The sequence below is a fragment of the Myxococcus faecalis genome (assembly GCF_050039385.1).
Classification (GTDB): Bacteria; Myxococcota; Myxococcia; order Myxococcales; family Myxococcaceae; genus Myxococcus; species Myxococcus fulvus.
The window spans coordinates 7,351,615-7,376,565 of record NZ_CP144336.1; the positions used below are offsets into that span (position 1 = coordinate 7,351,615).

Below are 24,951 nucleotides of genomic sequence, written 5' to 3' on the forward strand. Positions count from 1 at the left end.
CTCAGAAGTCCAGGCCCAGCGTGGTGCTGAACGCGAAGACACCCGGCAGGCCCCGGTCCTCGCTCGCGCCCGGGTCCTCGACGCTGCCCGTGCGGGTGATCGACAGCTCCGCGCCCAGTTGCAGCACGCCGCCGATGAAGCGCACGCCGCCGTAGAAGCGCTGGTTCACGTTGTCGCCGAAGGACACCTTCCGGTACGGCGCCGTACCCTCCAGCGCCGCGCGTGAGTCGTTCCCGGTGGAGTCCTCGTAGGAGCGGTTCGGCTGGAAGTCGATGCGGCTGCTGGTGGCGCCCACGAAGCCCAGGTCCAGACCGCCGTAGGGCGTCAGCGTCACCATGCCGCCCAGGGGGAACTGCTTGCCCACGCCCAGGTCCAGGCCCATCACCGTGAGGCTCAAGTCCCTGGTGCCGAACAGCTTGGTGACGTGGCCGCGCACGCCCACGTCCGGCAGCCACGTGAAGCCCTCGTTGACGGCCCACTTCACCTCGCCGGTGGCCACCACCTGGCTGCTCTTCTCCACCCAGCCCACGCGCCCACCCAGCTCCAGCGAGAAGGGCAGGCCCTTGCGCACGTGGAAGGAGGGGATGAGCACCGTGGAGGGCTGCTCCGGGTTCTCGGTGGGGATGCGCACGCTGTCCGGAAGCGACACCACGGACAGCTCCGCGTTGATGGCCCAGGCCGAGTGCCCCGTCGTCTCCGGCGGCATCAGGTTCGCCGAGGTGATGGCGGCGCCCATGATGCGCGCGAAGGCCTGGAAGTCCGCGTTGGCGGAGGAGTTCGCCGTCGTCGGGTCCCCGAACTCGGAGATGCGCAGGTCGTTCTGGTCCGCGTATGCGGTCGCTCCCGAGACACACGCCGCCAGGGCGAGCCACCGACTGAACGTCCGCATTCGAGTCACCGCCTCCCGAGCACCCGCCGGCCGGGGGCGCCCCACGGCGTCGGACGCTAACGCCTGCTCGCGAGGAGCGTCAACAAAACGGGCGGCCCCTCCCGCCAGTCTCCGTGAGGAGGACTGGCGGAACGGACCGCCCGGATGGCTGCGTCCGGCCCGTGGGCCGGAGGACTACTGCTGCCGAGGCTTCACCGTCCCGGCCGGCTGCCCCGGCGCGGGCACCGTCTGGGCGACCTCCGCCGGACGGCGGCGGATGACCAGGGTGCGGCGGCTGGCGAAGTCGGTGCTCTCGCGCGCCACCACCAGCACGTTGTTGTTGCCCTCCTTGAGCGTGAACTCGGTGGAGAACTTCAGCGTGTTGGGCTCGCCCTTGGCCGGGTCCACGCCCTTGAAGAAGACCTTCTGGTCATTCACCAGCACGTAGACGTCCAACAGGCCGTTGGGGTCCGTCACCACGCCGGACAGGGTGAACTTCTCCCCGTTGGCCACCAGGCCGCCCGAGGACGGGTCCGCGTCCAGCTTGATGTCCGGCGGACGGCGCGTCGTCGTCCAGGCCATCTTGGGCGCCACGGGCTTGCCGGCCTTCACCTCGCGAGCATCCTGGGTGCGCACGAAGGCGAAGCGGTTCTTCTCCAGCTCCACGCGCAGGAAGCCCTTCGTCGAGGCCTCCACCGGCAGCACCGCGGCGGCGTTCAGCTTCGCCACCGGGCGGGCGTTCTCCACCGGCGAGCCGAACAGCTCCACCTTCTCCGCGATGCGCACCGAGCCCTTCTTGGGCTCCATCGTGGCCACCGCCGCGTCCTTCACCGGCAGCTCCATCTTCTCCATCACGAACTCCTCGAGGGGCTCGTCGATGATGGCCAGCTTCAGCGGGAAGGTGTCGCCCTTGTAGCCCTTCTTCACCTCCACCTGGAAGCGCGCGGACTTCGTCTCACCCGACTTCAGCTCGCCGAGTTTGAAGCGGCCCTTCTCGATGAAGATGTTCGCGTCGCCGCCGTTCTTGATCTGCGTGAACGAGTCCAGCGCCGTGCCCGGACCCACGTTCGTCACGTCCAGCAGCACCGCCACCGACTCACCGCGCTGCACCACGCCGTCGCCGTTGCAGGCGGCGCAGTCGTCGATGACCTGCCAGTTGAACGCGAAGGACGGACGCGGCAGCTCGGCGAAGTTCAGCTCCGACACGCGCGTCTCCGGCAGCGCGCCCTGGTCGTCGAAGAAGCGCACCGTCACGTCGTCGCGGCGGCTGGTCAGGTCCTTGGGCAGGCGCACCTTCACCTTCCAGGACTTCTTCTCGCCCGGGTTGAGCGCGCCGAAGATGAACTCGCGGCGGTCCAGGAACGCGTTGTCGCTCTCGGTCCAGGCGCGAACGCGCTTGAGCGGCTCGCCGCCCTTGTTCTCCGCCGTCACCACCATCTCCAGCAGCTCGCCGGCCATGATCTTCGCGTCCGGGGACGGCGTCAGCGTGCCCGTCAGCTGCACGTTCTTCGGCGTGGGACCGGCGCTCCAGTCCACCCCCAGCGCGGCGATGGCGTTGTTGATGCGCGTCTCCTCCTCGCGGCGCTTCTGCTCGATGAAGGACTTGCCCTGCTCCAGCATCTTCTGGCGGGTGGTGGCCGGCGCGCGCAGCACGTAGTCGCGCGCGAACTGCACCTCGAAGTCCTCCTTGATCTCATCCTGGGACTCCGCGTCGAGCTGGTCGTCCAGGTCCTCGCCCTGGCCCGCCACGTCGAGCAGCGGGTCGTTCTCGCCGTGGGGCTTCTTGTCCACCTTCTCGGTGGCGGCGGCCTTGGGCTTGGGCTCCTCCTTGGCGGCGGCGGCCAGCTTCTCCTGCTGCTTGGGGTCCACCTTCAGGTACTTGAGGCTCTCGCGCGGCTTCTCGCGGTCCAGCACGTCCTCGCGCTTCTTGGCGACGGTGGTGGAGTCCGGGTTGCCGAAGTGCTGGTCCAGGTCCGCCTCGCCCATGGAGCGGCGCGACGCGAACACGTCCACGCGCTCGTCGGTGACGCGGGTGGGCACCAGCTGGATGTCCGGGACGATGCCGACCTCCTGGATGGAGACGTCGCCGGGCGTCAGGTACTTCGCGATGGTCAGCTTCAGCGCGCTGTCGTCCGGGAAGTCGTACAGCACCTGCACGCTGCCCTTGCCGAACGTCTGCCGGCCGATGATGACGCCGCGGTTCAGGTTCTTGAGCGCGCCCGCCACGATTTCGGACGCCGACGCGCTGCCCGCGTTCACCAGCACCGCGATGGGGTAGGCGTCCTCGCCCTCCGTGGGACGCGCGCGCTTCTCCTCGCGCAGCTTGTCCGACAGGCCCACCGTCGCGACGATGGTGCCGCTCGACAGGAACGTGTCCGACACCTGGATGGCCTGCTCCAGGAGCCCGCCCGGGTTGCCGCGCAAATCGAGCACCAGGCCCTTGAAGCCGCCCTTGGTGTCCGCCTGCTTGCGCAGCTCGCCCAGCGCCGCCTCCAGGTCGCGCGTGGTGTTGCCCTGGAAGTTCTTCAGCCGGATGTAGCCGACGTTCCCGGAGAGCATCTTGTGCTGCACGCTCTCGATGGAGATCATGGCGCGCGCCACCGTCATCACGCGCGGCTTCTCCCAGCCGTCGCGCTCCACGGTGATGGTGATGCGGCTGTCCACCGGGCCGCGCAGCTTGGACACGGCCTCGTTGAGGTCCATGTTGACGGTGGACTCCTCGCCAATCTTCTTGATGCGGTCATCCTTCTGGATGCCGGCGCGGTGCGCGGGCGTCTTGGGCAGCACCTTGACGACGGTGAGGTTGCCCTCGCGCATCTGGATGACGAAGCCCAGGCCGCCGAACTCGCCCTTGGTGGACAGCTTCATCTCCCGGTACAGCTCCGGGCGCAGCAGCACCGAGTGCGGATCCAGGGTGGACAGCATGCCGTTGACGGCCGCGTACTCGATGTCGCGCGTGTCCTCGATGGGGCGCATGTTCTTCGACAGGAAATCGAAGACGTCCTTGAGCGCGAACGACATCTTCCACAGCGAGTCGACGTGCGCGATGTCGAACTCGCGCGACTTGCCGTTGACGTTGACCGCCAGCTTGCCCGTCTCCGGGTTGCCGTCCACCAGCACGTCCGGGACGCTCTTCTCCACGTACTCGAGCGAGGAGATCATCATCTCCTTCGGCTTGATGCGCTTGGGGTCGACGTAGTTCTCCTTCACGTAGAGGATGACCTTGGTCAGCACGCGAAGGCTGTTGAGGTCATGCGGCGCCTTCTCGCCCTTGGCGGAGGGCAGGCTGCCGTCCCAGGTGCCCTGCCCCTGCCCGGCCTCCGCCGCGCCCATCATCAGCGGTATCGGCGCGCGATGGCTGCCCACGAGGGCCCATGCTCCGAGGAGCACGGCTACGGCGGAGATGCGGCGGAGAAAACGCGGCATGTGATTCATCCAAGCTGGAGCACCGTGCGGCACTCCGGGGTGTGACGTGAAATGCCTAGAAAATCCGAACCCTTGAAACGGTAGCTGGGCATTGAAGCGGCCGGGCAAGCCTAATCACGGCTTTCTGGTGCTTCAAGGCGTCGACTCTCCGCTGAAGAGGCAGAACGTCCCTGGCGGGCACTGCGTTCCCGCCCTGCTGGCTCCGACAGCCGGTGGAGGCGTTTATTTCAGGGCAGCGCCCCCCGGCTGGCCCCGGGAGGGGGCGGCAGGAGGCCCGCCTTCAGGAACCCCCGGTAGAGGAGGGTGCCCGCGACGATGGCCACCGGGAGGAAGAACGTATTGAGGATCGGCACCCAGAGCAGGAGGTAGACGCCCGCCCCCAGGCCCAGGCAGAGGGCGCGGCGCTGGCGGAGCATCCGGCGCACCTCGGCGAAGGGGTACAGGTGGCGCGTCATGGGGGCGGCCAGGAACTCGCCCGCCATCCAGGTCATGGTCCACAGGGCCCCCAGCACCGTCCACAGCACACTGCCCACCCCGGGGATGAGGTGCAGGGGTAGCAGGAGCGTCAGCCCGGCGAGCAGGAAGAAGAGCCGGGCGAGCGTGTGCAACAGGCCCGTGGTGATGCCCCGCACGAAGCCGGCCAGGGTGAAGGGCGGGCCGTCGTTTCCTCCACAGAGGGCCTCGGTGGCCTCCGACAGCGGGTCCTGCAGGGGCGCGAGCAGCAGGGGCGGGACGATGTTGGCGCCCACTACCCAGAGCACCAAGCCCGCGAGCACCAGCACCGTGTACCAGGCGCCCCGGCCGTACCAGGACTCGGGCTGGGTCCAGACGGAGCCCAGGGCCAGGGGGGCGTAGTGGTACAGCAGCCACGCCAGGCCCACCAGGGCGATGGCGGTGACGACGGCGCACAGGGCGGACAGGGCGAAGAGGCGGCGGGAGCGCAGGATGAGGCCCGCGGCTCGGCCGAGCAGTCCCAGGCCCTGGAAGAAATCGGACAGGCGCGGCTGGGGGGACACAGTGGGGATGGGAGAGGGAGGGCTCATAGCGGGCCAGTGCGCGAATCGACAGCGGGTCCGGAGGTCCCCGTTATATAGGGCGCGCCCATGTCACTCGACCTCAAGCGAGCCGCCTCCGAGCCCATCACCTCCGTCGACATGCTGGTGTCGGGATTTCGCGCCGCCGAGAAACCCCAGGGCGAGCTACGCCTGGGGCTCGAGCACGAGAAGCTCCTCTACCCCGTGGGCTCGTCCGAGCCGGTCCCCTACGAGGGTGACTCCGGGGTGGGCGCGCTCCTGAACCGGCTGGCCCCCGACGGCTACGTCCCGTTCCGGGAGACGCCCGACTCCCCCGTCATCGCCCTGCAGCGCGAGCGCGGCGAGGCCACCATCTCCCTGGAGCCCGGCGGCCAGTTCGAGCTGTCCGGCAGCCCCTTCCACACCGCGCGCGAGGCGCACGCGGAGAACCTGGCCCACCTCAAGCAGGTGAAGGCGGCGGCGGGGGAATTGGGGCTGCGGCTCGTCACCCTGGGCTACCGGCCCACGGGGACCACGTTCACCCAGCCGTGGATGCCCAAGAGCCGCTACCTGGTGATGCGGCGCACCCTGCCGGAGCGCGGCCGGCTGGCGCTGAACATGATGTTGATGACCGCCACCGGACAGGTGTCGCTCGACTGGAAGGATGAGGCGGACTGTGTCCGCAAGACGGTGGTGGTGGCCCGGCTGTCCCCCATCATGAACGCGCTGTACGCCAACAGCCCGCTCGTGGACGGAAGGCCCTCCGGCTATCTGTCCTTCCGCAACCGCGTCTGGGATGAGGTGGACCCGACGCGCTGCGGCTACCTGCCGGCGTTCTTCGACGGCTCCTTCTCCTACCGGGCCTATGTGGAGTGGGCGCTGGACGCGCCGCTGCTCTTCCTGCGCCGCCAGGGGCAGTACCTGCACCCGAAGCTCACCTTCCGACAGTTGATGGAGCAGGGCTTCGAGGGCAAGCCGCCGGACCTGGCGGACTGGACGGACCACCTCTCCACGCTCTTCCCCGAGGTGCGGCTGAAGAAGGTCGTCGAGGTGCGTGGCGCGGACTGCGGCAGCGCGGCGATGACGGGCGCGCTGGCGGCCCTGTGGCGCGGCATCCTGTACGACGCCACGGCGCTGGACGAGGCGGAGCGGCTGTTGCCCAAGCTCACGTACGTGGAGCACCTGGCCTTCCACGACACGGCCCGGCGCGAGGGCCTGGCGGGGCGGCTGGGCGCGCGCGAGCTGTACCGGCTCGCGGAGGAGATGGTGGGCATCGCCCGGCGGGGCCTGAATCGGCTGGACGCGGCGGATGCGCCGCTGCTGGAGCCGCTCGCGGAGGTCGCCGCGTCGAAGCGCTCGCCGGCGGCGGAGCTGCTCGAGGCGTGGGAGAAGGACCCACGCCCCGAGACGGTGCTCGCGCTGCGCACGGTGTGAGCGGACGGGCTAAGTAGGTCGCCAGAAGTTCTCTAACAAATCGCGTAGCCAGAAGCCCTCGGCGAGGCAGCCGGCCTTGCGGAGGGCGTCCCGTGCAGAAAGGCCCAGCACCCATCGGATGGCGGCGCCGACGTGCTGCTCGACCGTGGGGTACTGACGGTTGGCGGAAACGCGTTGCTTCAGGGAGCGCCACAAGTGGTCCATGCAGTTGAGTTCTGAGCGCTGCTTGGGCAACAGCAGCAGGTGGATTCCGAGGCGAGCGGCGAGCTGCTGGGACTTCTGGGCCGTGTGACAGCTGGCGCGGTCCAACACCAGCAGCAGAGGGCGACCGGGGTAGGCGGCACGCAGGGCGCGCAGAAAATCCATGAAGTCTTCGCGTCTGGCGCGCTGGGTTGCCAGCAGCACGCGCTTGCCGGTGCGAGGGTTGATGGCGCCCCACAGTGTGCGCTTGGCGTTCTCGCCTGTAATCGGCACCACGGCCTGCTCTCCCCTGGGGGCCCAGGCGGCGCGCAGCGGCGGAAACCACCGCAGCACCGTGCTGTCCATGACGAGCAGCACGGCCCGGGGGAACAGGCGTTTGAGCCGTTTCAGACGGCGGACAAGGCCCCCTTTTTCTGCCCTGGATGGGGCGCCGCCGTGGCGTACACGTACCGTGGCCGCTTCCACGCCAGGCCCGCCTCGTGCAGCCGGCGGCGCAGTGTACGGGGCGACACCTCGATGCCCTGTCGCTTCAGGTGCGTGCACAGCAGCGGCACCGTCCAGCCGTGGCTCGCCCAGGACTGCTTCTCTGGGCTGCCTCGGACGACTTCGCGCAGGCGCTCGGCCGTCAGGCGCGGCGCATTCCTCGGCCGCCCCTGCCGCGGGGCATCTCGCAGCGCTTCGGGGTCACGCTGCGCCAGATAGCGCTCCAGCCAGAAGTAGACGGCTGGCCGGCTCAGGGCTGCCAGATGCGCAGCCTCGCCCGGGCCTTTGCCCTCTGCGAGGAGTCTCACTGCCAGTAGTCGACGGAAGTGGCGGGCGTCGCGCACGCTTCGCAGCGCATGCTCCAGCTTCCGCCTGTCCTCTGCTGTCAGCCCCAGTTCGGCAGGGCTCCTTGCCGGTCGCATGGTCCAGAAAATGCGCATGCGACCGGCATTTGTCTCGGAACTTCCGGCGACCTACTTAGAAGCGGCCGCCCAGGGTGAGGTTGGCGTTGAAGAGGCTGCCCTTGGCGGCGCTGGTGGTGCCGGGGCGGTCCACCATGTTCTCGCCGCCCAGCAGGCGGTAGGTGGCCCGGGCGCCCGCGAAGAGGACGCTGCCCAGGCGGTAGTCCACGCCGGCGGCGAGCGGGAGCTCGGTCATCCAGTCGCTGTCGTAGACGCCATCCGCGCCGTCGGAGGGGTCCACGTAGCTCAGGCCCACGCCGGCGCCGACGAAGGGCCGCCACTTCTCGTCGATGAGCGGGCCTGCCTTGGCCATCAGGCCCAGGTTGTTGCGCCACAGGCCCGCGTCCTCATCGTCGATGCGCCGCGAGTCGACGGGCATGCGCTGCAGCTCGTAGCCGACTTCGATTCCCACGTACTTCCAGGCCTGGGCGTCGGCGTTGATGCTGAAGAGGGGGCCCACGCCCACGTCTTCGCCCAGGTCCCCCGTGAAGCTGCCCAGGCCCAATCGCACGTCGAGGCCGACCTCGGGCTGCTGCCTCACGTCCAGGGCCCCCGCCACCTTCTGGGCCTCAATCGCGAACGCGGGGCTCGCCAGCGCCACGGTCGCCACGGCGACTCCTCCCACCATCGAACGTCGCATCGACTACCTCCTCGTAAATCCGGTCAGCGGAAAGCTGGGCATCCGTTGAGTCGGCTACAGAGAGAGGCCACTGGAGCGGCGGTGGTTCGGAAGGTCCGACAGGAGCCGGACGAAGGGGCGCTCAGCGGCGGCCGAAGAGCTTCTTCAGCCCGGAGAGCAGGCCACTGGGACGCGCCTCGGGCTCGCCCACCAGCGGCGAGCGGGCGACGAGCGCCTCGCGCCCCGCGTCGTCCAGGTCCTCCAGGGCGAGGGAGACAGGCTGGCGGCGCACGCCTGGCAGCGTGGCCTCGAGGGACAGGGCGGCGTCGGCGGTGAGCGCGAAGTGCAGCTCCACCTCACCCGGGCGTTCGACGTTGAGCGAGAGGCGGCCGAGGTATTCGTTCTCCGCGACGAGCGGCGCGGTGCCCTGGAAGAGGGCGAGCTCCAGCGGGCCGGGCGCGGGCACGGGGATGACGAGTGTCTTGCCTGCGGGCAGTCGCGTCGTGCGCTCGAGCACGCGGCGCTGGGTGCCTCCGCGCTCGGCGACGCCGATGGGGGCGGAGAGGACCTCGGAGACGGAGGCGGCGGGCTTGCCGCCCTCGGCGAGCACGATTCCGTGGCCGAGCAGGGCCGCGCCCAGGGCCACGGCGCCGCGCGCGTCCACGTCGTCGCGCACGGGGACGCCGAGGCTCTCCTCCAGGCGGCGGCGGACGAGGGGCGTGCGGCCCTGGCCACCCACGAGGAGCACGGCGTCGAGTCCCTGAGGCGAGAGGGCGTTGGAGTCGAGGACCTCGCGCACGACGGACGTCACGCGCTGGGCGAGGTCCGCGGTGAGGGCCTCCATGCGCTCGCGGCTGAGCGGGGGGACGCTTCCCGAGGGCAGGCAGACGTCCACCTGGTCCTTCTCGGTGAGGGCCATCTTGGCGGACTCGGCGGCGCTGCGCAGGGGGCCCCAGTCGAGCGGGTGCTCGGGGCGGGGGATGCCCTGGGCCGCGAGGTCGCTGGCGAGGGCCTCGGCGATGCGGGCGTCGAAGTCGAGGCCGCCCACGGTGGGGTCTCCGCCGGTGGTGATGACCTCGAGGTCGTCGCCGGTGACCTGGACGACGCACACGCCGAGCCCGCCGCCACCGAGGTCCACGACGAGCACGCGCTTGCGAGCCAGGCCCTTGCCGTGACCGTGGGCGAGGGCCGCGGCGGCGGGGGCGGTGAGGATGCGCTGGGCATCGAGTCCGGCCATGGTGGCCGCGTCACGCAGGGCGGCACGCTGTCGGTCGGTGAAGTGGGTGGGGGCGCAGATGACGGCGCGAGTGGCCTTGCGGCCGACGAACGTCGACGCGGCGTGCTTCAGCTCGCGCAGGAGTAGCGCGGTGACGAGCGTGGGGGCGACGAGGCGTCCCCCGAGCTCCACGGAGGCATCCCCGCTCGGGTCCGCGGCGACGGGGAAGGGGAGCTGCGGGGCAAGGGTGCGCAGGCGGGGCGAGCGTGCGCGCAGGCCGAGCAGTCGCATGAGCCCGGGCGCGGCGCGACGTGGGGCGCGAGTGGCCTCGACCTGAGCGGCGGGGCCGACGAGCAGCTCTTCGTTGCCGTCCACGGCGACGAGGGCGGGGAGCTCGTGGCCGTCGGTGCCCGGGAGCGGGACGAGCTGGGCGATGCCGTCGTGGAAGACGGCGACGCGCGCGTGAGAGGTGCCCAGGTCGATGCCGAGGACGACCTCGGGGAGCGAGGGGGAGGTGGTGGGCGCGGAGACGGGGACGTCGAGCAGCGCGCGGCGGCGATTGCGCGCGGTGTCGGCATCTTGTGGAGGAGTCGGGGCGTCGCTGGGCGCGGTCCGCGCTTCGGTGGGGGGACGGGTCGCGGGAGTGGGGGCGGTGGTGACGGACGTACCTGCGGCACCGGTACTGTTGGGCGGTGCAGCGGTGGCGTGTGCCGACTGACCAGGTTCTGTCGTGCCCGTGGTGGCGGTCGCGTCTGTCGTACCGACGCTGGTTGAGGCAGTGGACTGTGTCGACGGGGCCGAATCTGTCGTGCCGTCAGTGTCTGCCGCACCGACGCTGGTCGATGCCGTGGACTGTGTCGACGAGGCCGACTCGGTGGTGACAGCCGTGGCGGTCACGTCTGCGGTACCTGCGCCGGTCGATCCAGTGGGCTGTGTCGACGAAGCTGACTCGGTCGTGCCCTCGGTGTCTGCCGCACCGACGCTGATCGACGCAGTGGGCTGTGTCGACGAGGCTGACTCGGATGTGCCCGTGGATGCCGTCGCGCCTGCTGCATCGAGGCTGCTCGATGCAGTGGACTGTGTTGTCGGGGTCGAATCGGTCGGGCTCGTGGATGCCGTCACGCCTTCCGCGCCGACGCCGGTCGATTCAGTGGGCTGTGTCGACGAGGCCAACTCAGGCGTGGTCGCCGTGGTGGTCGCGTCTGCTGCATCGAAGCTGCTCGGCGCTGTGGGCAGTGTCGAAGCCGACTCGGTCGTGTCCGCGGTGGTGATCACGCCTACCGCACCGATGCCGCTCGGCGCTGTGGGCAGGGTCGTCGAAGCCGACGCGGTCGTGCCTGTCGATGCGGTTACGCCTGCAGCATCGATGCTGGTCGATGGAGTGGGCTGTGTCGTCGAAGCCGACTCAGTCGAGCCTGTCGATGCGGTTACGCCTGCTTCATCGATGCTGGTCGATGGAGTGGGCTGTGTTGCCGATGCCGACTCAGTCGAGCCCGTCGATGCGGTTACGCCTGCAGCATCGATGCTGGTCGATGGAGTGGGCTGTGTTGCCGAAGCCGACTCAGGCGTTCCTGCGGTGGCGGTCACGTCCGCTGCACCGATGCTGGTCGATGCAGTGGTCGGCGCTGCCGCGGCCGACTCGGTCGTGCTCGTAGATGCCGTTACTTCCGGTTCATTGAAGAAGTTCGACACAGGCTGTGTCGATGACGCCGGTTCGGTCGTTCCCTCAGTGGCAGGCACGCCAGCCGCGCCGACGGTGGTCGATTCAGTGGGCTGTGTCGACGAGGCCGACTCGGTCGTGCCCGTGATGGAGGACACCTCGTCGGCCCTGGTGATGTTCGTGAGGCTGGGCGTCGATGAACTGGATTCTGTCGTGCTGCCCGTGGCCACGGACGTGTTGAGGGGCACTTCTGGGCCACTGGAGACATTCGCGGTGCTGGACTCCACCGAATCGGTGGTCTGGGTCGACGGAGTGGGTTCTGTCGTGCCCGTGGATGCGGATGCTACGGCGAGGGTGACGCCTTTGGTGCCGTGCCCCGAAGAGGTCGTCGGGTCGACTGACTGGAAGGCCCCGGCATCGCTCGTTGGAGCTGTGCCCAACGTGTCCGCAGCATCGGGGCTCGTTGATGCCTCGACGCCTGTAGCCGAAGTCGTCGAAGGCTCCGAACCGTCCGTCACGGCCTCGAAGCGAGACGCATCACTCGCTGTCGAGGCAGGAGTCGATGGCCGCTGCGTCGACTCGGACCGTGCTTCCGAGATGAAGTCTGAATCGGCACTCGTCGCAGGTTCCGCTGTCTCAGCGGGCTCCGCGGTCGGCGATGAAGGCGGGGTGTCCCGCGCGTCGAAGTCGTCGCCGAAGAGCGCCTCAGCCGTGAGAGTCGACCGCGATTCTGGCGAGGCCGTCGTCCCCAGCGACTCCGCCGTCAGCGGCCGCGTTTCAGGGGGGCGGGAAGCATCGGCGGGCTCGTCGTCATCGGGACCGAACAGGCTCGCGGTGATGTCGAAGTCGAGCCCGGTATCGCCCACGGATGCATCGGGAGGCGGAGCGGTGCTCGCATCCACCTGCGCGTGTGCCGGCTCCGCCTGGTTGTCGGCCGTGCCCGCCGTCGTCGATTCCGAAGTGACGGGCCCTGTCCCAGAACCTTCGTCATGCCGGGCCACGGCCTCATGCTCAGGCTCCGCGCGCGATGCTTCAAATCCCGCGGACGGTGACGCGGCTTCCGAGGCCGCATCACGTGGAGCCTCGACGTCAGCGGCCCGCGACTCCGCCTCCGAACCGAAATCGCGCGGAGCCTCGTACCCAGGCGCGGGAGGCGCAGCCTCCGCGTCCGACGCCCGCTCACCCAGTTCGGACGGACCAGGCCGGGCCGCCTCGGAGTTCGAGCCCCCGGGACTCACCGGCGGTGCCGCGGGTGCCGGCGTGGGCCGTCCCTTGCGCACCAACCCGGGAACCAGTTGATGCGGCGCGGGCTCGGGCGGCCCCTTCCGCGCGACGACGCGGTCGACGAGCGCCTTGCTCGCCGCGTCCAGCTTCACGAAGCGCACCGTCATGCCGGAGCGCCCCGCGCCCGACTCCACCTGCGCCTTCACCACCACGCCCTCGCCGCGCAACAGCCGGCTCCCATCCGCCAGCACGAACTCGAACGCGAGCCCCGTCCCCTCGGGCTTCAGCGCGCGCGTGGCGATGAACACGCCGCCGCGCGCCACGTTCGAGCCATACTTGTCGATGAACTCCTCCTCCGTGCCGTACGGAAGACGGATGCGCAGCGGAAGCAGCTTGGGAACAAGCCCGCTCATCGCAGGGGGATCCGCACCTCTCCCCCCGTCCCCGGGATGACCAGCTGGAGGTCACCTTCCTTCAGGGCCGGCGGGGGCAGCTCGAACATGAGGATGACGTCCGAGCGCTCCTCGAGCGCCCACGTGCGGCGCAGCGGACGCGTCCCCGCGAGCACCTGCGCATCCCGGGCAATCCCATACGTCGCTTCCCGCGCGCCCACCACCCGCGCCGCATCCCAATCCATCGTCACCGGCGCGGGACCCACGTTCTGCGTCACCAACTGCACCCGGAGGAACAGCTCCTCCGTCGTCATGCTCAGCTTCCCCGAGCCCTTCACCGAGTGCGAGGACTCCAGGCCCGTGAGCTTCACCGCCACCGTGTCCACGTGCACCGTGGCATTCGACTCCGGCAGCTCCAGCCGCCGGGGCGCCGCATCGTCCAACCCCGCGGCGAGCCCCGCGAGCTGCGCGTTCGGGTCTCCCCGAGTCGACTCGGGACCGGGCGTGGGACGGCCGCCCTGGTTCACCCGGTCCACCTCCTGACGCAGCTTCTGCAGCGTGCGCTCGTCCGCCGTGCCCAGGGCCCCGGACGCAGGCTCCTCCTTCGTGCAGCCCCCCGACAGGAGGGCCACGGCCAGGAGCTGCGTCACCGACACCAGGGCCAGGCGGACACGAGGGCTCACGCGGCGCCAGCTCCCTTCACCAGCTCGTACAGCTTGTCGAGCGCGGCGGGCAGCTTCGCCGAGTCCGGGCCGCCAGCCTGCGCCATGTCGGGCTTGCCACCGCCCTTGCCGCCGACCTCCTTGGCCATCTCCCGGACCAGCTCGCCCGCGCTGATGCCCTTGGCCACCACGTCCTTCGTCACCGCGACGAGGATGATGGCCCGGCCGTCCTTCTCACCACCGATGGCCACCACGCCCGACTGGATGCGGTCTCGCAGCTGGTCCGCCATGCCGCGGAACACCTTGTCGTCCGCCGGGTCCACGCGCGTGGCCAGCACCTTCATGCCGTTGACGTCGCGCGCCTGCTCCAGCAGGTCCTTGCTGCCCGCCGTCTGCGCCTTGACGGAGACCTCCTCCACCTTGCGCTCGAGCTCCTTCACGCGCTTCTGCGTCGCCTCCACGCGCTTGACGACGTCCTTGGGCGACGTCTTGAGCAGCTCCGCCACCTTGCGCAGCTCATGCTCCTGCTCGCGCACGTGCTGGAACGCGCCCACGCCCGTCAGCGCGATGATGCGCCGCACGCCGGACGCCACGCCGCTCTCGCTCGAAATCTTGAACAGGCCGATGTCGCCGCTGCGCTTGACGTGCGTGCCGCCGCACAGCTCGGTGGACTCCGGGTGCACGGTGACGACGCGCACCGTCTCGCCGTACTTCTCCCCGAACATGGCCACCGCGCCGGACTTCTTCGCGTCCTCCAGCGCCATGACGCGCGTCTGCGCCGCCGCGTTGTCGCGAATCCAGCCGTTGACCAGGTCCTCGACCTTCTCCGACTCCTCGGTCGTCATCGGACCGAAGTGCGAGAAGTCGAAGCGCAGGAAGTCCGCCGCGACGACGGAGCCCGCCTGCTTCACGTGCTCGCCCAGCACCAGCTTGAGCGCCTTGTGCAGCAGGTGCGTCGCGGAGTGGTTCGCGCGGATGGCCTTGCGCCGCTCCACGTCCACCGCCGCCTGCACCATGTCGCCGACCTTGAAGGTGCCCTCGGTGATTTCCACCGTGTGGACGATGAGCCCCTGCACCGGGCGCTGCGCGTCCAGCACCTTGGCCTTCGCCTTGCCGCCGTGGCCCACGATGTTGCCGGTGTCGCCCAGCTGGCCGCCGGACTCGCCGTAGAACGGCGTCCGGTCCAGCACCAGCTCCACCTTGTCGCCCTGGGACGCCTGGACCGCCTCCACGCCGTCGCGAATCAGCGCGCGGATGCTGCCCTCGCCCTCGTGGCCCTCGCCCTCGTAGCCCAGGAACTCCGAGGGCCCGAGCTTCTCGATGAGCTTGAGGTAGACGTCGCCGATGGCCTTGTCCTTGGTGAGCTTGCCGCCCTCGTTGAGCTCACGCTCCTTCCTCAGCTCCTCCTCGAAGCCGGGGATGTCCGCGTCCAGCCCATGCTCACGCAGGATGATCTGCGTCAAATCCCACGGGAAGCCGTAGGTGCCATGCAGCAGGAACACGTCCTTGCCGGACATGAGCTTCTCGCCGGACTGCTTCAGCCGGGAGACGCTCTCTTCGATCATCTTCATGCCGCGGCTGAGCGTGTGCCGGAAGCTCTCCTCCTCGTGCTCGGCCACCTTGAGGATGAAGGGGCGGCTGTCGCGCAGCTCCGGATACGCGTCACCCATCAGCTCGATGACCCGGTCCACGATCTTGAAGAAGAAGTAGACCTGCTCCAGGCCCAGGAGCGTGCCGTGGCGGATGGCGCGGCGCATGATGCGGCGCAGGACGTAGCCGCGACCCTCGTTGGAGGGCTGCACGCCGTCGGCGATGAGGAACGCCGCCGCGCGCGCGTGGTCCGCAATGACGCGGTGGGAGGCGCCCGTCTCCTGCGAGTACGGCTTGCCGGAGACCTCCACCACCTTGGCGATGATGCTCTGGAACAGGTCGGTGTCGTAGTTGGAGCGCTTGCCCTGCACGACGGAGGCGATGCGCTCCAGGCCCGCGCCCGTGTCGATGGACGGCTTGGGCAGCGGAATCAGCGGCGCGTCCTTCTCCTTGCGCTCGAACTGCATGAACACGAGGTTCCAGATTTCGAGCCACCGGTCGCAGTCGCACGCGACCCCCTGACACTTCTTGCCCGCCGCCTCCTCGACACAGGGGATGTTGTCGCCCTGGTGGAAGTGGATTTCAGAGCAGGGGCCACACGGGCCCGTCTCTCCCATGGACCAGAAGTTGTCCTTCAGGCCGAGCTTGTAGATGCGCTCACGGGCGACGCCCTGCTTCGCCCACAGCTCGAACGCCTCTTCGTCCCAGGGGATGCCGCCCTCGCCGTTGAACACGGTGATGGCCAGCCGCGCGGGGGGAAGGCCGAGCGTCTTCGTCACGAACTCCCAGCCGTACGCAATCGCGTCCGCCTTGAAGTAGTCGCCGAAGGAGAAGTTGCCGAGCATCTCGAAGAACGTGTGGTGGCGCGCCGTGTAGCCCACGTTGTCGAGGTCGTTGTGCTTGCCGCCGGCGCGCACGCACTTCTGCGACGTCGTGGCGCGGCTGTAGTCACGGCGCTCGCGGCCCGTGAAGACATCCTTGAACTGCACCATGCCCGCGTTGGTGAACAGCAGCGTCGGGTCGTTGGCGGGCACCAGCGAGGAGGACGGGACGCGGCGGTGTCCACGCTCCTCGAAGAACTTGAGGAACGCCTCTCGAATCTCGGAGGCGGTCAGGGCGGAAGGCATGGTGTGGGTATATGCCACAAGAGTGGGCCGCGCAGGAGTTCTTGGAGTTTGCATGGAGGGGTGGACGCCCCGACCGACGAGACTCCGACAACCCCCGAGCCGCCTGGATGGCCGGTGGGGGAGGGGACACCGGACAGGGGCCGCCTCCCGGAAGGCCCCGCGTCAGTGCCCGTGTGACATCGTCTGCTTCACCTTCACCACCCGGGCGGGCATGCCCGCCACCACGGCCAGGGGCGGCACGTCCGCCGTCACCAGGGCGCCCGCGCCAATCACCGCGCCGTCCCCCACGGTGACGGGGCCGATGATTTGAGCTCCCACGCCCACGTAGACGTTGCGGCCGATGCGCGGCACGCCGGGCACACCCAGCTGCGGCTCCACGCTGACGTTCTGGGACAGGAAGCTGCCCTCGCCCACCTCCACGCCGGGGGCCACCACCACGCCCACGCCGCCGTAGCCCAGTCCCACCGAGGCATGCAGCCGCGCGTCGATGTCCACGTGGCTGTGCAGGAGTCGGTCGCCCACCGCGGCCACCATGCCCGGCAGCATCGGGACACCCAGCGTGCGAAGCCGCCTCGCGGCCCGGTAGAAGGTCAGCGCCGTCGGACCCATGTCCCACCCCGTCCCGTCCCCCGGCGGCTCGACGACGACCGGGCCAGGAGGCGCTCCTCGGCCCAGGACGCCATCCCGGAGTGGGAGGCAGCGGGCGTCGGAGGAGGCATCCAGGAGGACGGGCGCGTCGAAGCCATGGCTCCGCGCCAATCTAGGGGGAGCCCGCGTCCCGGCCAGTTGCTCGTTGGCCAGGGGCCCGCGAGCGTCCGCCAGCCAACCTCACCACGCCCCCTTGGACCTCCAAGTGCCACCGGTCCGACACTCGCCCCGGTGGCCAAGGGGGCTCAGGAGGCTTCGCCGTCGCGCAGGCGCTTGAGCGCGTCCTCGACGTACTGCACGCCCTTGGCAGTGATGGCCTTGCCCTTCTTGGTGTCCTGGGCGTACCCGGCGTGCAGCCTCAGGGCCTTGGCCGCGTTGGGGGCCGCGTAGGTGACGCCCAGCTCGCCCCAGAAGCGCGACGTCGTCCCCGACGTCACCTCCATGTCCAGCTCCGCGGCGCGCGCCAGGTAGAGCGGAATCAGTGAGCGCACGAGCTGGTCCTTCAGCTTGCCCGCGGAGGCGAGCTCCTCGTGACGCGGATGCGTCCGCAGCGCCGCCATCAACCGGTCCACCGCCTGTCCCGCGTCCGCGGTGGGCGATGCGGCCGCGGCCGGGCTCTCGCGCTTCTTCGCGCGGGGCTTGCTCCGGGCGGGGCTGCTCTTGCCCGGCTTCGGCGCGGGAGCCTTGGGGGCGCCCTTCGCGCTCTTCGTCACCTTGGCCTTTCGCGCCTTCGCGGCCTTCGTCGGAGGCGCGGGCTCCTCGGCCGCGACCTCGGCGGCGGGGGCTGGTGGCTCCTCGATGATGGGGCGCGGGCGCGGGGTGCGCTCGACGCGCGTGGGCTCGGGGGCGCCGGGGGGCGCGGGGGCGACCGGAGACTCCCTGCGCTCGATGGGGCGGGGCGCGCCATGGCCGTTGTGGGCGGGGGGAGGATTCGGGCGCGCGTAGCCCAGGCGCGTGCGCACCTCCTCCACCACGCCGCTCAATCCCACTTGCTGCAGCAGACCTTCCAACCGGGAAGCGAATGACACCGGGCATGCCCTCCTGGACCGGGCGCACGTTACCCCAGGATGGCCCCAGGTCGGATCCACGACGCCTACGAGGGGAGGGGAGGTGGGTGTGAACGGCCCGCCCTCCAGGCAACTGTTCGTCACCGGGCACACGGCGCTACACTGCGAGTCGCCCTCCCCCGCCATGCGGCTGCCCGCTCTCTCCCTGCTCCTGCTCCTCCTCGCGCCCGGCGCGACCCTCGCCCAGGGGGATACCCGTCTTGCGTTCCTGGGGCGCCAGCTCCAGCAGGGCAAGGACCCTCGCTCCCGCTCCCAGGCGGCGCTCGTGCTGGGCGCCACCGAGGACCCGGAGGCCGTGGCCGTGCTGTGCCCCGGCCTCAAGGACGCAAGCGAGCTGGTGCGCGCCGCCGTCGCCAAGTCGCTGGCGAAGCTCCTGGAGTCCTCCGCGCTGCCCTGCCTGGAGGCCCACAAGGACGAGGCGGACGCGGCGGTGCAGGCGGCGGTGCGCGAGGCGGTGAGCGCGCTGAAGGAGTACCAGGCGCGACCGGCCCGGCTGTACATCGCCATGGAGGGGATGAAGGACCTGACGCGCTCGCTGCCGCCGGAGCTGGTGAAGGCCACCGAGGCACGGCTGCGCTCGCGGCTGGTGCGCCGGGGGGCGGTGCTGGCGCCGGCGAAGGAGACCAAGGCGCAGGCCAAGGGCGCGCTGAAGAAGCTGGGCGTGCGGGGATTCCGCATCACCCCGGAGGTCCACCCCATGGAGGGTGGGGGCCTGCGGGTGGCCATCGTCTGCATGACCTACCCGGACCTGTCCCTGCTGGGGCAGGTGGACGTGAAGGCCGGGGGCGCGCAGCCCGCGGACCTCCTCAAGGCGCTGGTCCCCCGCGCCGTGGAGGACGCCGCCGAAACCTTCGAGTGGAGCAACGACACATGACGACGAGCAGCACGGCGCAGCAGGCGGCCCCCAAGCGGCGCTGGCGCAACTTCCTGCTGGATACGAGCTTCCAGCTCAAGCTGACCGCGTACATCGTCGGCGTGACGCTGGTGCTGTCGGCGCTCTTGGGCGTGTTCCTGGTGCGCTCGGCGCGGGCGCTGATGCAGGAGACGGCGACGGCGGTGGAGGCGCGCTCGAAGGCCGCGGAGGTGAGCCGGGAGCTGTCCAGCGCCACGCTCTCCAACGAGCTGCTCGCGCGCATGGATGACCCGGCATTCGAGGCCGCCTTCCGGGAGAAGGCGCAGACCATCGACGCGGCCTACGAGCAGGAGCGCGCGGCCATCGTCGCGCAGCGCGCGGAGCTCGAGTGGCGCCAGCGCGCCACGTGGTGGGTGCTGGGCGCGTTCCTGTTGGCCTTCATCGCCGTGGTGGCGCTGGGCACCATCGTCGTGACGCACCGGGTGGCGGGCCCGCTGCTGCGCATCCGGCGCATGGTGGGGGAGGTGGCGGAGGGCAAGCTGCGTCCCCCGTCGTATGGCCTGCGCGATGGTGACGAGCTGAAGGATTTGTTCGACGCGACGCGGACGATGATGCAGCGGCTGCGCGAGCAGAGCGAAGAGGACGCGCGGGCCTTGGCGAAGGCGCTGGAGGTCGCGGAGCGGAGCGGGGCGTCGGGCGAGTCGCTCGGCGAGCTGCGCGCGCTGGAGTCCCGCTTCCGAGCGCGCCTGGACGCTTGAGCCGCGCTCAGCGTGGCGGGGCGTCAGGCGAGCTGCGCGCGCTGGAGTCCCGCTTCCGAGCGCGCCTGGGCGCGTGAGCCTTGTTCAGCGCGGAGCGGGTGAGTCCACGAGGAGCCCCGTCTGCTTGAGCACGCCGTGGATGCGCAGGCGCGCCTGCGCCCACGGCAGCGCCTCCACGCGGTAGCCCTCCAGGGCGTTCATCAGGTACGCGCGGTAGCTGGGGTGCCCCGGGTCCGCGATGATGACGACGCCCCGGTCCGTGGTGGAGCGGATGAGCCGCCCCACGCCCTGCCGGAGCAGGAGCAGCGCGCGCGGCAGCCGGTACTGGAGGAATCCCTGATACTCGCCCCCCGCGCGGGCCAGCGGCTCCTCGCGCGCGGCGACCAGCGGACGCAGCGCGGGCTCCAGCGGGAGCTTGTCGATGAAGACGCACCCCACGCCCCGGCCGGGGATGTCCACGCCCTGCCAGAAGCTCTTCGTGCCCAAGAGCACCGTGCCCGTGTCGCGCTCCTGCCGCGCCGCCAGGGAGCGGCCGTGGCCTCGGGACTGCCGCAGCACCTCGATGCCCAGCGGCTCCAGCCGGTTGCGAGCCTCCGCGCCCACGCGCTCCATGCGCCGCGTGGACGCGAACAGCCCCAACAGCCGCCCGCCCATCGTCTGCGCGAGGCCGGAGATGCGCGTCGCGGCCCAGTCGACGAAGGGTTCCTCGTGCGCGCGCGGCGCGTCCGTGACGAGCACGACGAGCGCCTGCTCGTGCAGTTGGAAGGGTGAGGGCGCGCGCAACAACCGGGGCGCGGGCTTGTCGCCCCGGCCATCCAGCCCCAGGCGCTTCAACACGAAGGGCGTGCCGCTCCCGTTGCTCGGGCCCAGCGTGGCCGAGGTGAGCACCAGCGCGCGCTTGTTCGCGGCGAAGTCGCGCGACACGTGGAAGGACACGTCCACCGGCTGCGCGCCCACGCTCCAGCGCTGACGCCGGGGCTCGGCCGTGGCCGAGTAGCACCGCCCCGCTGCCGCCTCACCCGACAGCTCCGTGGCCAGCGTCGATAGCTCCCCCAGCTCCGTCGTCGCGCCGGACAGCTCGCGCTCCAGCGCCGGCATCCGCGCCGCCAGCTCCGGCAGGGCCTCCAGCACGCGCACCGCGAGCAGCGTGTGCAGCGCCTGCAGCGCGCCGCGCACCAGCTCCAGCCCCTCTCGCACCGGCGTCCACGCGGGCAGCGCGCGCACGGCCTCCGTCACGCGCAGCTCCGGGGCATAGGCGCCCTCGTCCGGGTCCTCTCCGGCCGCCGTCGCCGAGGGCTCACACAGCTCCGTCACCCGCGCGCCCAGGTCCCGCGCCTCGTCCATCAGCCGGCGCAGCGCGTCCTCCACCTGGCCCATCAGCGCGCGGGACTCCTCGCGCCGGGAGGCGGACAGCGCGCGCCGCAGCTCGGCGAACAGGCCGTGTCGTCCGTCTCGTCCGTGCAGCCGCTCGGTGAGCCGGTGGAAGGCCAGGTCCGACAGCTCCACGGTGAGCGCCGTGGTGGCCACGTCCTCCACCTCGTGCGCCTCGTCGAGAATCAGGTGCTCGAGCTTCGGGTAGCGCGCGGGCCACGCGAAGGCGAGTGACTGGTTGATGACCAGCACGTCCGCCTCGCGCGCCTGGGCCACCGCCGAGTGGTAGAAGCACCGGTGGTGATGCGGGCACTTGTCGCCCAGCGTCGTCGCCGCCTCGGAGCGCACCGCCGGCATCAACCCCATCAGCACCGGGAAGCGCTCGCGGAACCAGTGGCTCAGCCGGTCCAGGTCTCCCTCGACGCTGCGGCGCAGGTACGCGCGCAGGTACGCCCGGGGCGCGCGGGCGTTGTGCCCCATGCCCGGCTCCACGCGCGTGGCCTCCAGCGCGCGGCGGCGGCACAGGTAGTTCGACTGGCCCTTGAGCAGCGCGTAGCCGAACGTGCCCCCCAGCGCGCGGTGCAGGCGCGGCAGGTCCTTCTCCAGCAACTGGTCCTGCAGCGTCTTGGTGTGCGGCGCCACGCCGACCTTGCGCCCGTTGCGCGCGGCGAAGAGGGCCGCGGGCGTCAGGTACGCGAGCGACTTGCCCGTGCCCGTGCCCGCCTCCACCGCCACCTGCTCCCCGTCCGACAACGCGCGCGCCACCGCCTGCGCCATGTCGAGCTGCGCGGGCCGGCTGCGGAAGCCTTCCTCGCGCTGCTCCAGCGCACCGCCCGCACCCAGAATCGCGGACACCTCGTCGGCCCGCACCGGCACCACCGGCGTCTCGGCCTCGGGCTCCGCGACCGCGGGCACGCCCGCCGCGCGACGCCGCTCCGGTCGTCCGCGCAGGAAGCCGCCTTGCGTCTCGAGCGCGAGCGGCGTGGGCCTCGCCCGGCAGGCCGCGTTCAGTCGCGACAGCAGCTCCAGCAGCGGCCACTCGTCGTAATCGAACGCGCCCTCCTCGAGGACGTCAGCGGAGCCCAGCCGCCGCGCCGCCCGAGGGTCCAGTGTGGCCACGAGGTCCGCGAGGTCCTCGCCGCGCCCGTCGCTGATGCAGCGCTCCATCGTCTGCACGAGCACCGCGTACACCGCCTCGCAGTCGGACACCGCGCGGTGCGGCTGGCGGATGCCCAGCCCCGCCCAGCGCAAGAGCGACTCCAGCGAGTGGCTGGGCAGCTCCGGGTGCAGGTAGTGCATCAGCTCGCACGAGTCGAGCACCGGCGCGCGGATGGAGCCCAGGAGGTCCGGCAGGAAGCCCTTCTCGAACGAGGCGTTGTGCGCCACCACCGTCCAGCCCGTCAGCCGCGCCTTGAGGTCCTCCAGGTCCACGCCGAAGCGTGGCCGGCCCTCCAGGTCCGCGTCCGTCAGGCCCGTGAGCCGACGAATCGTGAGGGGCAGGGGCTTGGACGCCGAGTACAGCCGCGCGAAGCGGTCCACCTCGCGCCCGTTCTCGAAGAACAGACACCCCAGCTCGATGATTTCGTCGGCACGTGGATCCAACCCCGTGGTCTCGAGGTCCAGGAAGACATGCCGCGTGAAGAGCTCCGCCGCGCCGCCCATGCAGGGCCGGCACACTACTCCTCCCCGGCGCGGTGCCCAGATTTCGGCCTACGTCTTCACTCCACCAGGAAAACGCCGGAAATCATCTTCCCCATGGCGCAGCCGTACACCAGCTTGCCGGACGTCTTGGGCGTGAAGGTGATGTCCACCGGCTGGCCCAGCGGCAGCGCGGTGTTGATGCCGTAGTCGTCCATCACGACTTCCGTCGCGCACGTCTGGTCCGTCTTGCGCGTCACCACCAGCTTCACCGGCTCGTCCTTCTTGAGCTGCACGGGGCTGGGCTCGTAGCCCTTCTCCGTCACCGTCAGCTCCACCACGCGCACGCCGTTCTCCCGCTTCTCCGGGACGGTGGGCGCGGGGGCCGCGGCGGCGGCGGGCGGGGTGTCCTTGGTGCAGCCCTGCTGGGTGGCGCCCACCATGGCGGCCGTCGCGGCCAGCGCGAGCCAGGGCTTGATGATGCGGGAGATGAAGGGGCGCATGGAGTGGGTGCCTCGCTCGGCGAAAGATGGAGGAAGGGGCGGCGCCCCCGCGAAATTCCGCGGCCTTGGCTTCAGGCCTCGGTGGCGGGAGCGCTCGCGGCGACCGGCTCGAAGCGCAACAGCGCGTGGAGCGGGACGAACACCTCGTGGCCCGTCTCGCCCAACAGCAGGTCGAAGCGGCCCACGTGCATCAGCGGCAACTGGAGCGTGATGCCGTTGCGCAGCACCAGCTTCACCTGCTGGCCCAGGTGGTCCAGGAACGCGCGCGGGTCCGAGTACGGCCGCTTGTCCGGCTGACGGGCCACCGTGGCGGGCTTCTGGGTGAGCTTCGCGTCGCGCTCCAGCCCGGGCAGCAGCCGCTCCCACTCCCCGCGCCGCGCCAGCAGCACCACCTGCAGCTTCTCCAGCCGCCCGGTGCGCTCCAGCGTGAAGGCGATGGGCTCCTCGGCGACCAGCGTGTCCAGGAGCGAGCGCTCCGCCAGCACCACGGAGACCTCCGTCTTGCCGGCGATGAGGCCCGAGAGCAGCTCGGCGACGACGGCGTTGTCCACCTCGCCGCGCGCCTGCTTGATGGCCGCCTTGCGCTGGGTGCGCTCCTTGCGCGCCATGAACTCCGCCACCGTCATGCCGCTCTGGAGCACGCCGAACGCGTCCCCCAGCGACAGCCCCGGCGTCTGGCCCATCAGCTCGTAGACCTGGTCGAAGCGCTTGGCCTCCTCGGCGTGGAGCTTGCGCCAGATGCGGCACTTCATCTTGCCTTCCAGCTCACCCTTGGCGATGCGCGCCGGAACGTGCTCGCGCTGCGCGAGCGCGAGGATCTGCTCGGGCGTGGGCGGAGGCCGGGGCGCCGAGGAGCGGAAGCCCCCGGGACGGCCACCGAAGCCGCTGGGACGTCCACCCGGGCCACCGGGCCCTCCAGGCGAGCGCGGAGCCATCGGCCGGGCGCCCGGTGCCACGCCCGCGGGGCGGGGGGCGCTGGAGGCCACCGGCACCGAAGGACGCGGCGCGGGCGAGGGGGCTGGCGCGGCGGGGCTCGCCGGGGCGGCCGCCGCCGGAGTGGCGGGACGGGGCGTGGGCGCCACGCCCGCGGGACGGGGCGCGACGGGGGCCGCCGGACCCGCCGTGGTGGGGCGGGGCGTGGGGCGCGGCGTGGGCGCAGGGGAGTCCGAGGGGGACGGACTCTGCCCAGCGCTGCCGGGCGTCGAGGCCGGCCGCCGGATGACTTCGACCGCGGGGATGACCCGCCGTGTCTTCCGATCGTTCACAGTCGTACGTTACCTGATGCGAGGAGCCCGGGCATGCCCGGCTTCACGGCTGGAGGGAGGCTGAGAGGTCCACTTTCCACCCAGACGGCTCCCGGACCATCCGGACCTCATGGGTGCTGCCTGACGAGCGCACGAGCACGGTCGCCTCGTCGCCCGCCTCCCGGACCAGGGAGACCTCCGTAACATCCGGAGGAGGGGGGACATTCGCGAAGAACAGGCCCAGGGGCTCGGCCTTCACCGCGCCACCGGAGGCATCGCTCACCGCCTGCGCCCGCTGCTGGAGGGCCGCCTGCGTCGGCTGGGACAACGCGCCCCAGGCCTGACGCAGCTCACCGCGCTTCACCAGCCGGTGGAAGGAGGTATAGGCGTCCTGCGGTGTGCCGAAGCGGGGCTGGTTGCAGCCGCCCATGCCCACCAGGAGCAGGGCCAGCAACCAGGGCGTCGTCGCGGTCAGGCGCATGGGAGTGGGGTT

The 24,951-nt window shown here is 70.8% G+C and carries 18 protein-coding genes and 2 pseudogenes; 4 read left to right on the forward strand and 16 right to left on the reverse strand.

The window, feature by feature from the left end; translation table 11 throughout:
• Window position 1: 1 nt before the first annotated feature.
• The 3 genes from VZQ01_RS29555 to VZQ01_RS29565 form a co-directional block, all read right to left on the reverse strand.
• Entirely contained in the window at window positions 2-889 is an 888-nt protein-coding gene (locus VZQ01_RS29555) for a hypothetical protein (RefSeq protein ID WP_223748102.1), read from the reverse strand.
• Window positions 890-1,063: 174 nt separating this feature from the next.
• Entirely contained in the window at window positions 1,064-4,303 is a 3,240-nt protein-coding gene (locus VZQ01_RS29560; RefSeq protein ID WP_426745310.1) for an MXAN_5808 family serine peptidase, read from the reverse strand.
• A 218-nt stretch (window positions 4,304-4,521) separates the two neighbouring features.
• On the reverse strand, window positions 4,522-5,337 hold the full coding sequence (locus tag VZQ01_RS29565) for an EI24 domain-containing protein (RefSeq protein ID WP_223748104.1): 816 nt from the start codon (window positions 5,335-5,337) through the stop codon (window positions 4,522-4,524).
• Between the two features lie 60 nt (window positions 5,338-5,397).
• On the opposite strand from VZQ01_RS29565, the gene VZQ01_RS29570 reads away from it, so the two are divergent.
• A complete protein-coding gene (locus tag VZQ01_RS29570) occupies window positions 5,398-6,741 on the forward strand; it encodes a glutamate--cysteine ligase (RefSeq protein ID WP_223748105.1) in 1,344 nt (447 codons plus the stop codon).
• A 9-nt stretch (window positions 6,742-6,750) separates the two neighbouring features.
• Here the strand turns inward: VZQ01_RS29570 and VZQ01_RS29575 are convergent, their stop codons facing one another.
• The 4 genes from VZQ01_RS29575 to VZQ01_RS29590 form a co-directional block, all read right to left on the reverse strand.
• Entirely contained in the window at window positions 6,751-7,407 is a 657-nt protein-coding gene (locus VZQ01_RS29575; protein WP_223786110.1) for an IS630 family transposase, read from the reverse strand.
• Window positions 7,329-7,733, reverse strand: coding sequence for a helix-turn-helix domain-containing protein (locus VZQ01_RS29580; protein WP_426744686.1), 405 nt, complete (start codon window positions 7,731-7,733; stop codon window positions 7,329-7,331). The genes VZQ01_RS29575 and VZQ01_RS29580 overlap by 79 nt, the downstream gene beginning before the upstream one ends.
• Window positions 7,734-7,902: 169 nt before the next feature.
• Window positions 7,903-8,526 (reverse strand): outer membrane beta-barrel protein, encoded by a 624-nt coding sequence (locus tag VZQ01_RS29585; RefSeq protein ID WP_141329484.1) that lies wholly within the window; start codon window positions 8,524-8,526, stop codon window positions 7,903-7,905.
• Between the two features lie 121 nt (window positions 8,527-8,647).
• Window positions 8,648-10,267: an Hsp70 family protein gene (locus VZQ01_RS29590; RefSeq protein WP_223748287.1), complete on the reverse strand. Its 1,620-nt coding sequence runs from the start codon at window positions 10,265-10,267 to the stop codon at window positions 8,648-8,650.
• A gap of 184 nt (window positions 10,268-10,451) precedes the next feature.
• On the opposite strand from VZQ01_RS29590, the gene VZQ01_RS29595 reads away from it, so the two are divergent.
• Window positions 10,452-12,680, forward strand: a complete 2,229-nt coding sequence (locus VZQ01_RS29595; protein ID WP_426749045.1) for a hypothetical protein — start codon at window positions 10,452-10,454, stop codon at window positions 12,678-12,680.
• Between the two features lie 89 nt (window positions 12,681-12,769).
• Here VZQ01_RS29595 and VZQ01_RS29600 read toward each other — a convergent pair.
• The 5 genes and pseudogenes from VZQ01_RS29600 to VZQ01_RS29620 form a co-directional block, all read right to left on the reverse strand.
• A pseudogene (locus tag VZQ01_RS29600) lies at window positions 12,770-13,018 on the reverse strand (PilZ domain-containing protein); the annotation flags it as partial.
• Window positions 13,015-13,680 (reverse strand): hypothetical protein, encoded by a 666-nt coding sequence (locus VZQ01_RS29605; protein WP_223748106.1) that lies wholly within the window; start codon window positions 13,678-13,680, stop codon window positions 13,015-13,017. The pseudogene VZQ01_RS29600 and the gene VZQ01_RS29605, both read right to left, overlap by 4 nt.
• Window positions 13,677-16,376 carry an alanine--tRNA ligase gene (alaS, locus tag VZQ01_RS29610; protein ID WP_426745311.1) on the reverse strand — a complete coding sequence of 900 codons (2,700 nt, stop codon included), beginning with the start codon at window positions 16,374-16,376 and terminating at the stop codon, window positions 13,677-13,679. Before alaS ends, VZQ01_RS29605 begins: the two co-directional genes overlap by 4 nt.
• Window positions 16,377-16,568: 192 nt before the next feature.
• A pseudogene (locus tag VZQ01_RS29615) lies at window positions 16,569-16,985 on the reverse strand (DapH/DapD/GlmU-related protein); the annotation flags it as partial.
• A gap of 284 nt (window positions 16,986-17,269) precedes the next feature.
• Window positions 17,270-18,052, reverse strand: coding sequence for a hypothetical protein (locus tag VZQ01_RS29620; protein WP_223748109.1), 783 nt, complete (start codon window positions 18,050-18,052; stop codon window positions 17,270-17,272).
• A gap of 163 nt (window positions 18,053-18,215) precedes the next feature.
• Between VZQ01_RS29620 and VZQ01_RS29625 the strand changes: the two genes are divergently transcribed.
• The gene (locus tag VZQ01_RS29625) at window positions 18,216-18,965 is read left to right on the forward strand and encodes a HEAT repeat domain-containing protein (RefSeq protein ID WP_074950705.1); all 750 of its coding nucleotides are present in this window, start codon (window positions 18,216-18,218) and stop codon (window positions 18,963-18,965) included.
• A complete protein-coding gene (locus VZQ01_RS29630) occupies window positions 18,962-19,702 on the forward strand; it encodes a sensor histidine kinase (protein ID WP_223748110.1) in 741 nt (246 codons plus the stop codon). The genes VZQ01_RS29625 and VZQ01_RS29630 overlap by 4 nt, the downstream gene beginning before the upstream one ends.
• Before the next feature lie 84 nt (window positions 19,703-19,786).
• Here the strand turns inward: VZQ01_RS29630 and VZQ01_RS29635 are convergent, their stop codons facing one another.
• The 4 genes from VZQ01_RS29635 to VZQ01_RS29650 form a co-directional block, all read right to left on the reverse strand.
• Complete coding sequence (locus VZQ01_RS29635) at window positions 19,787-22,735, reverse strand: helicase C-terminal domain-containing protein (protein WP_223782052.1); 2,949 nt, start codon at window positions 22,733-22,735, stop codon at window positions 19,787-19,789.
• Between the two features lie 56 nt (window positions 22,736-22,791).
• Complete coding sequence (locus VZQ01_RS29640; RefSeq protein ID WP_223748112.1) at window positions 22,792-23,214, reverse strand: cupredoxin domain-containing protein; 423 nt, start codon at window positions 23,212-23,214, stop codon at window positions 22,792-22,794.
• A gap of 71 nt (window positions 23,215-23,285) precedes the next feature.
• Window positions 23,286-24,149, reverse strand: coding sequence for a hypothetical protein (locus tag VZQ01_RS29645; RefSeq protein WP_426745312.1), 864 nt, complete (start codon window positions 24,147-24,149; stop codon window positions 23,286-23,288).
• A 373-nt stretch (window positions 24,150-24,522) separates the two neighbouring features.
• A complete protein-coding gene (locus tag VZQ01_RS29650; protein ID WP_141329371.1) occupies window positions 24,523-24,939 on the reverse strand; it encodes a hypothetical protein in 417 nt (138 codons plus the stop codon).
• Window positions 24,940-24,951: the final 12 nt, after the last annotated feature.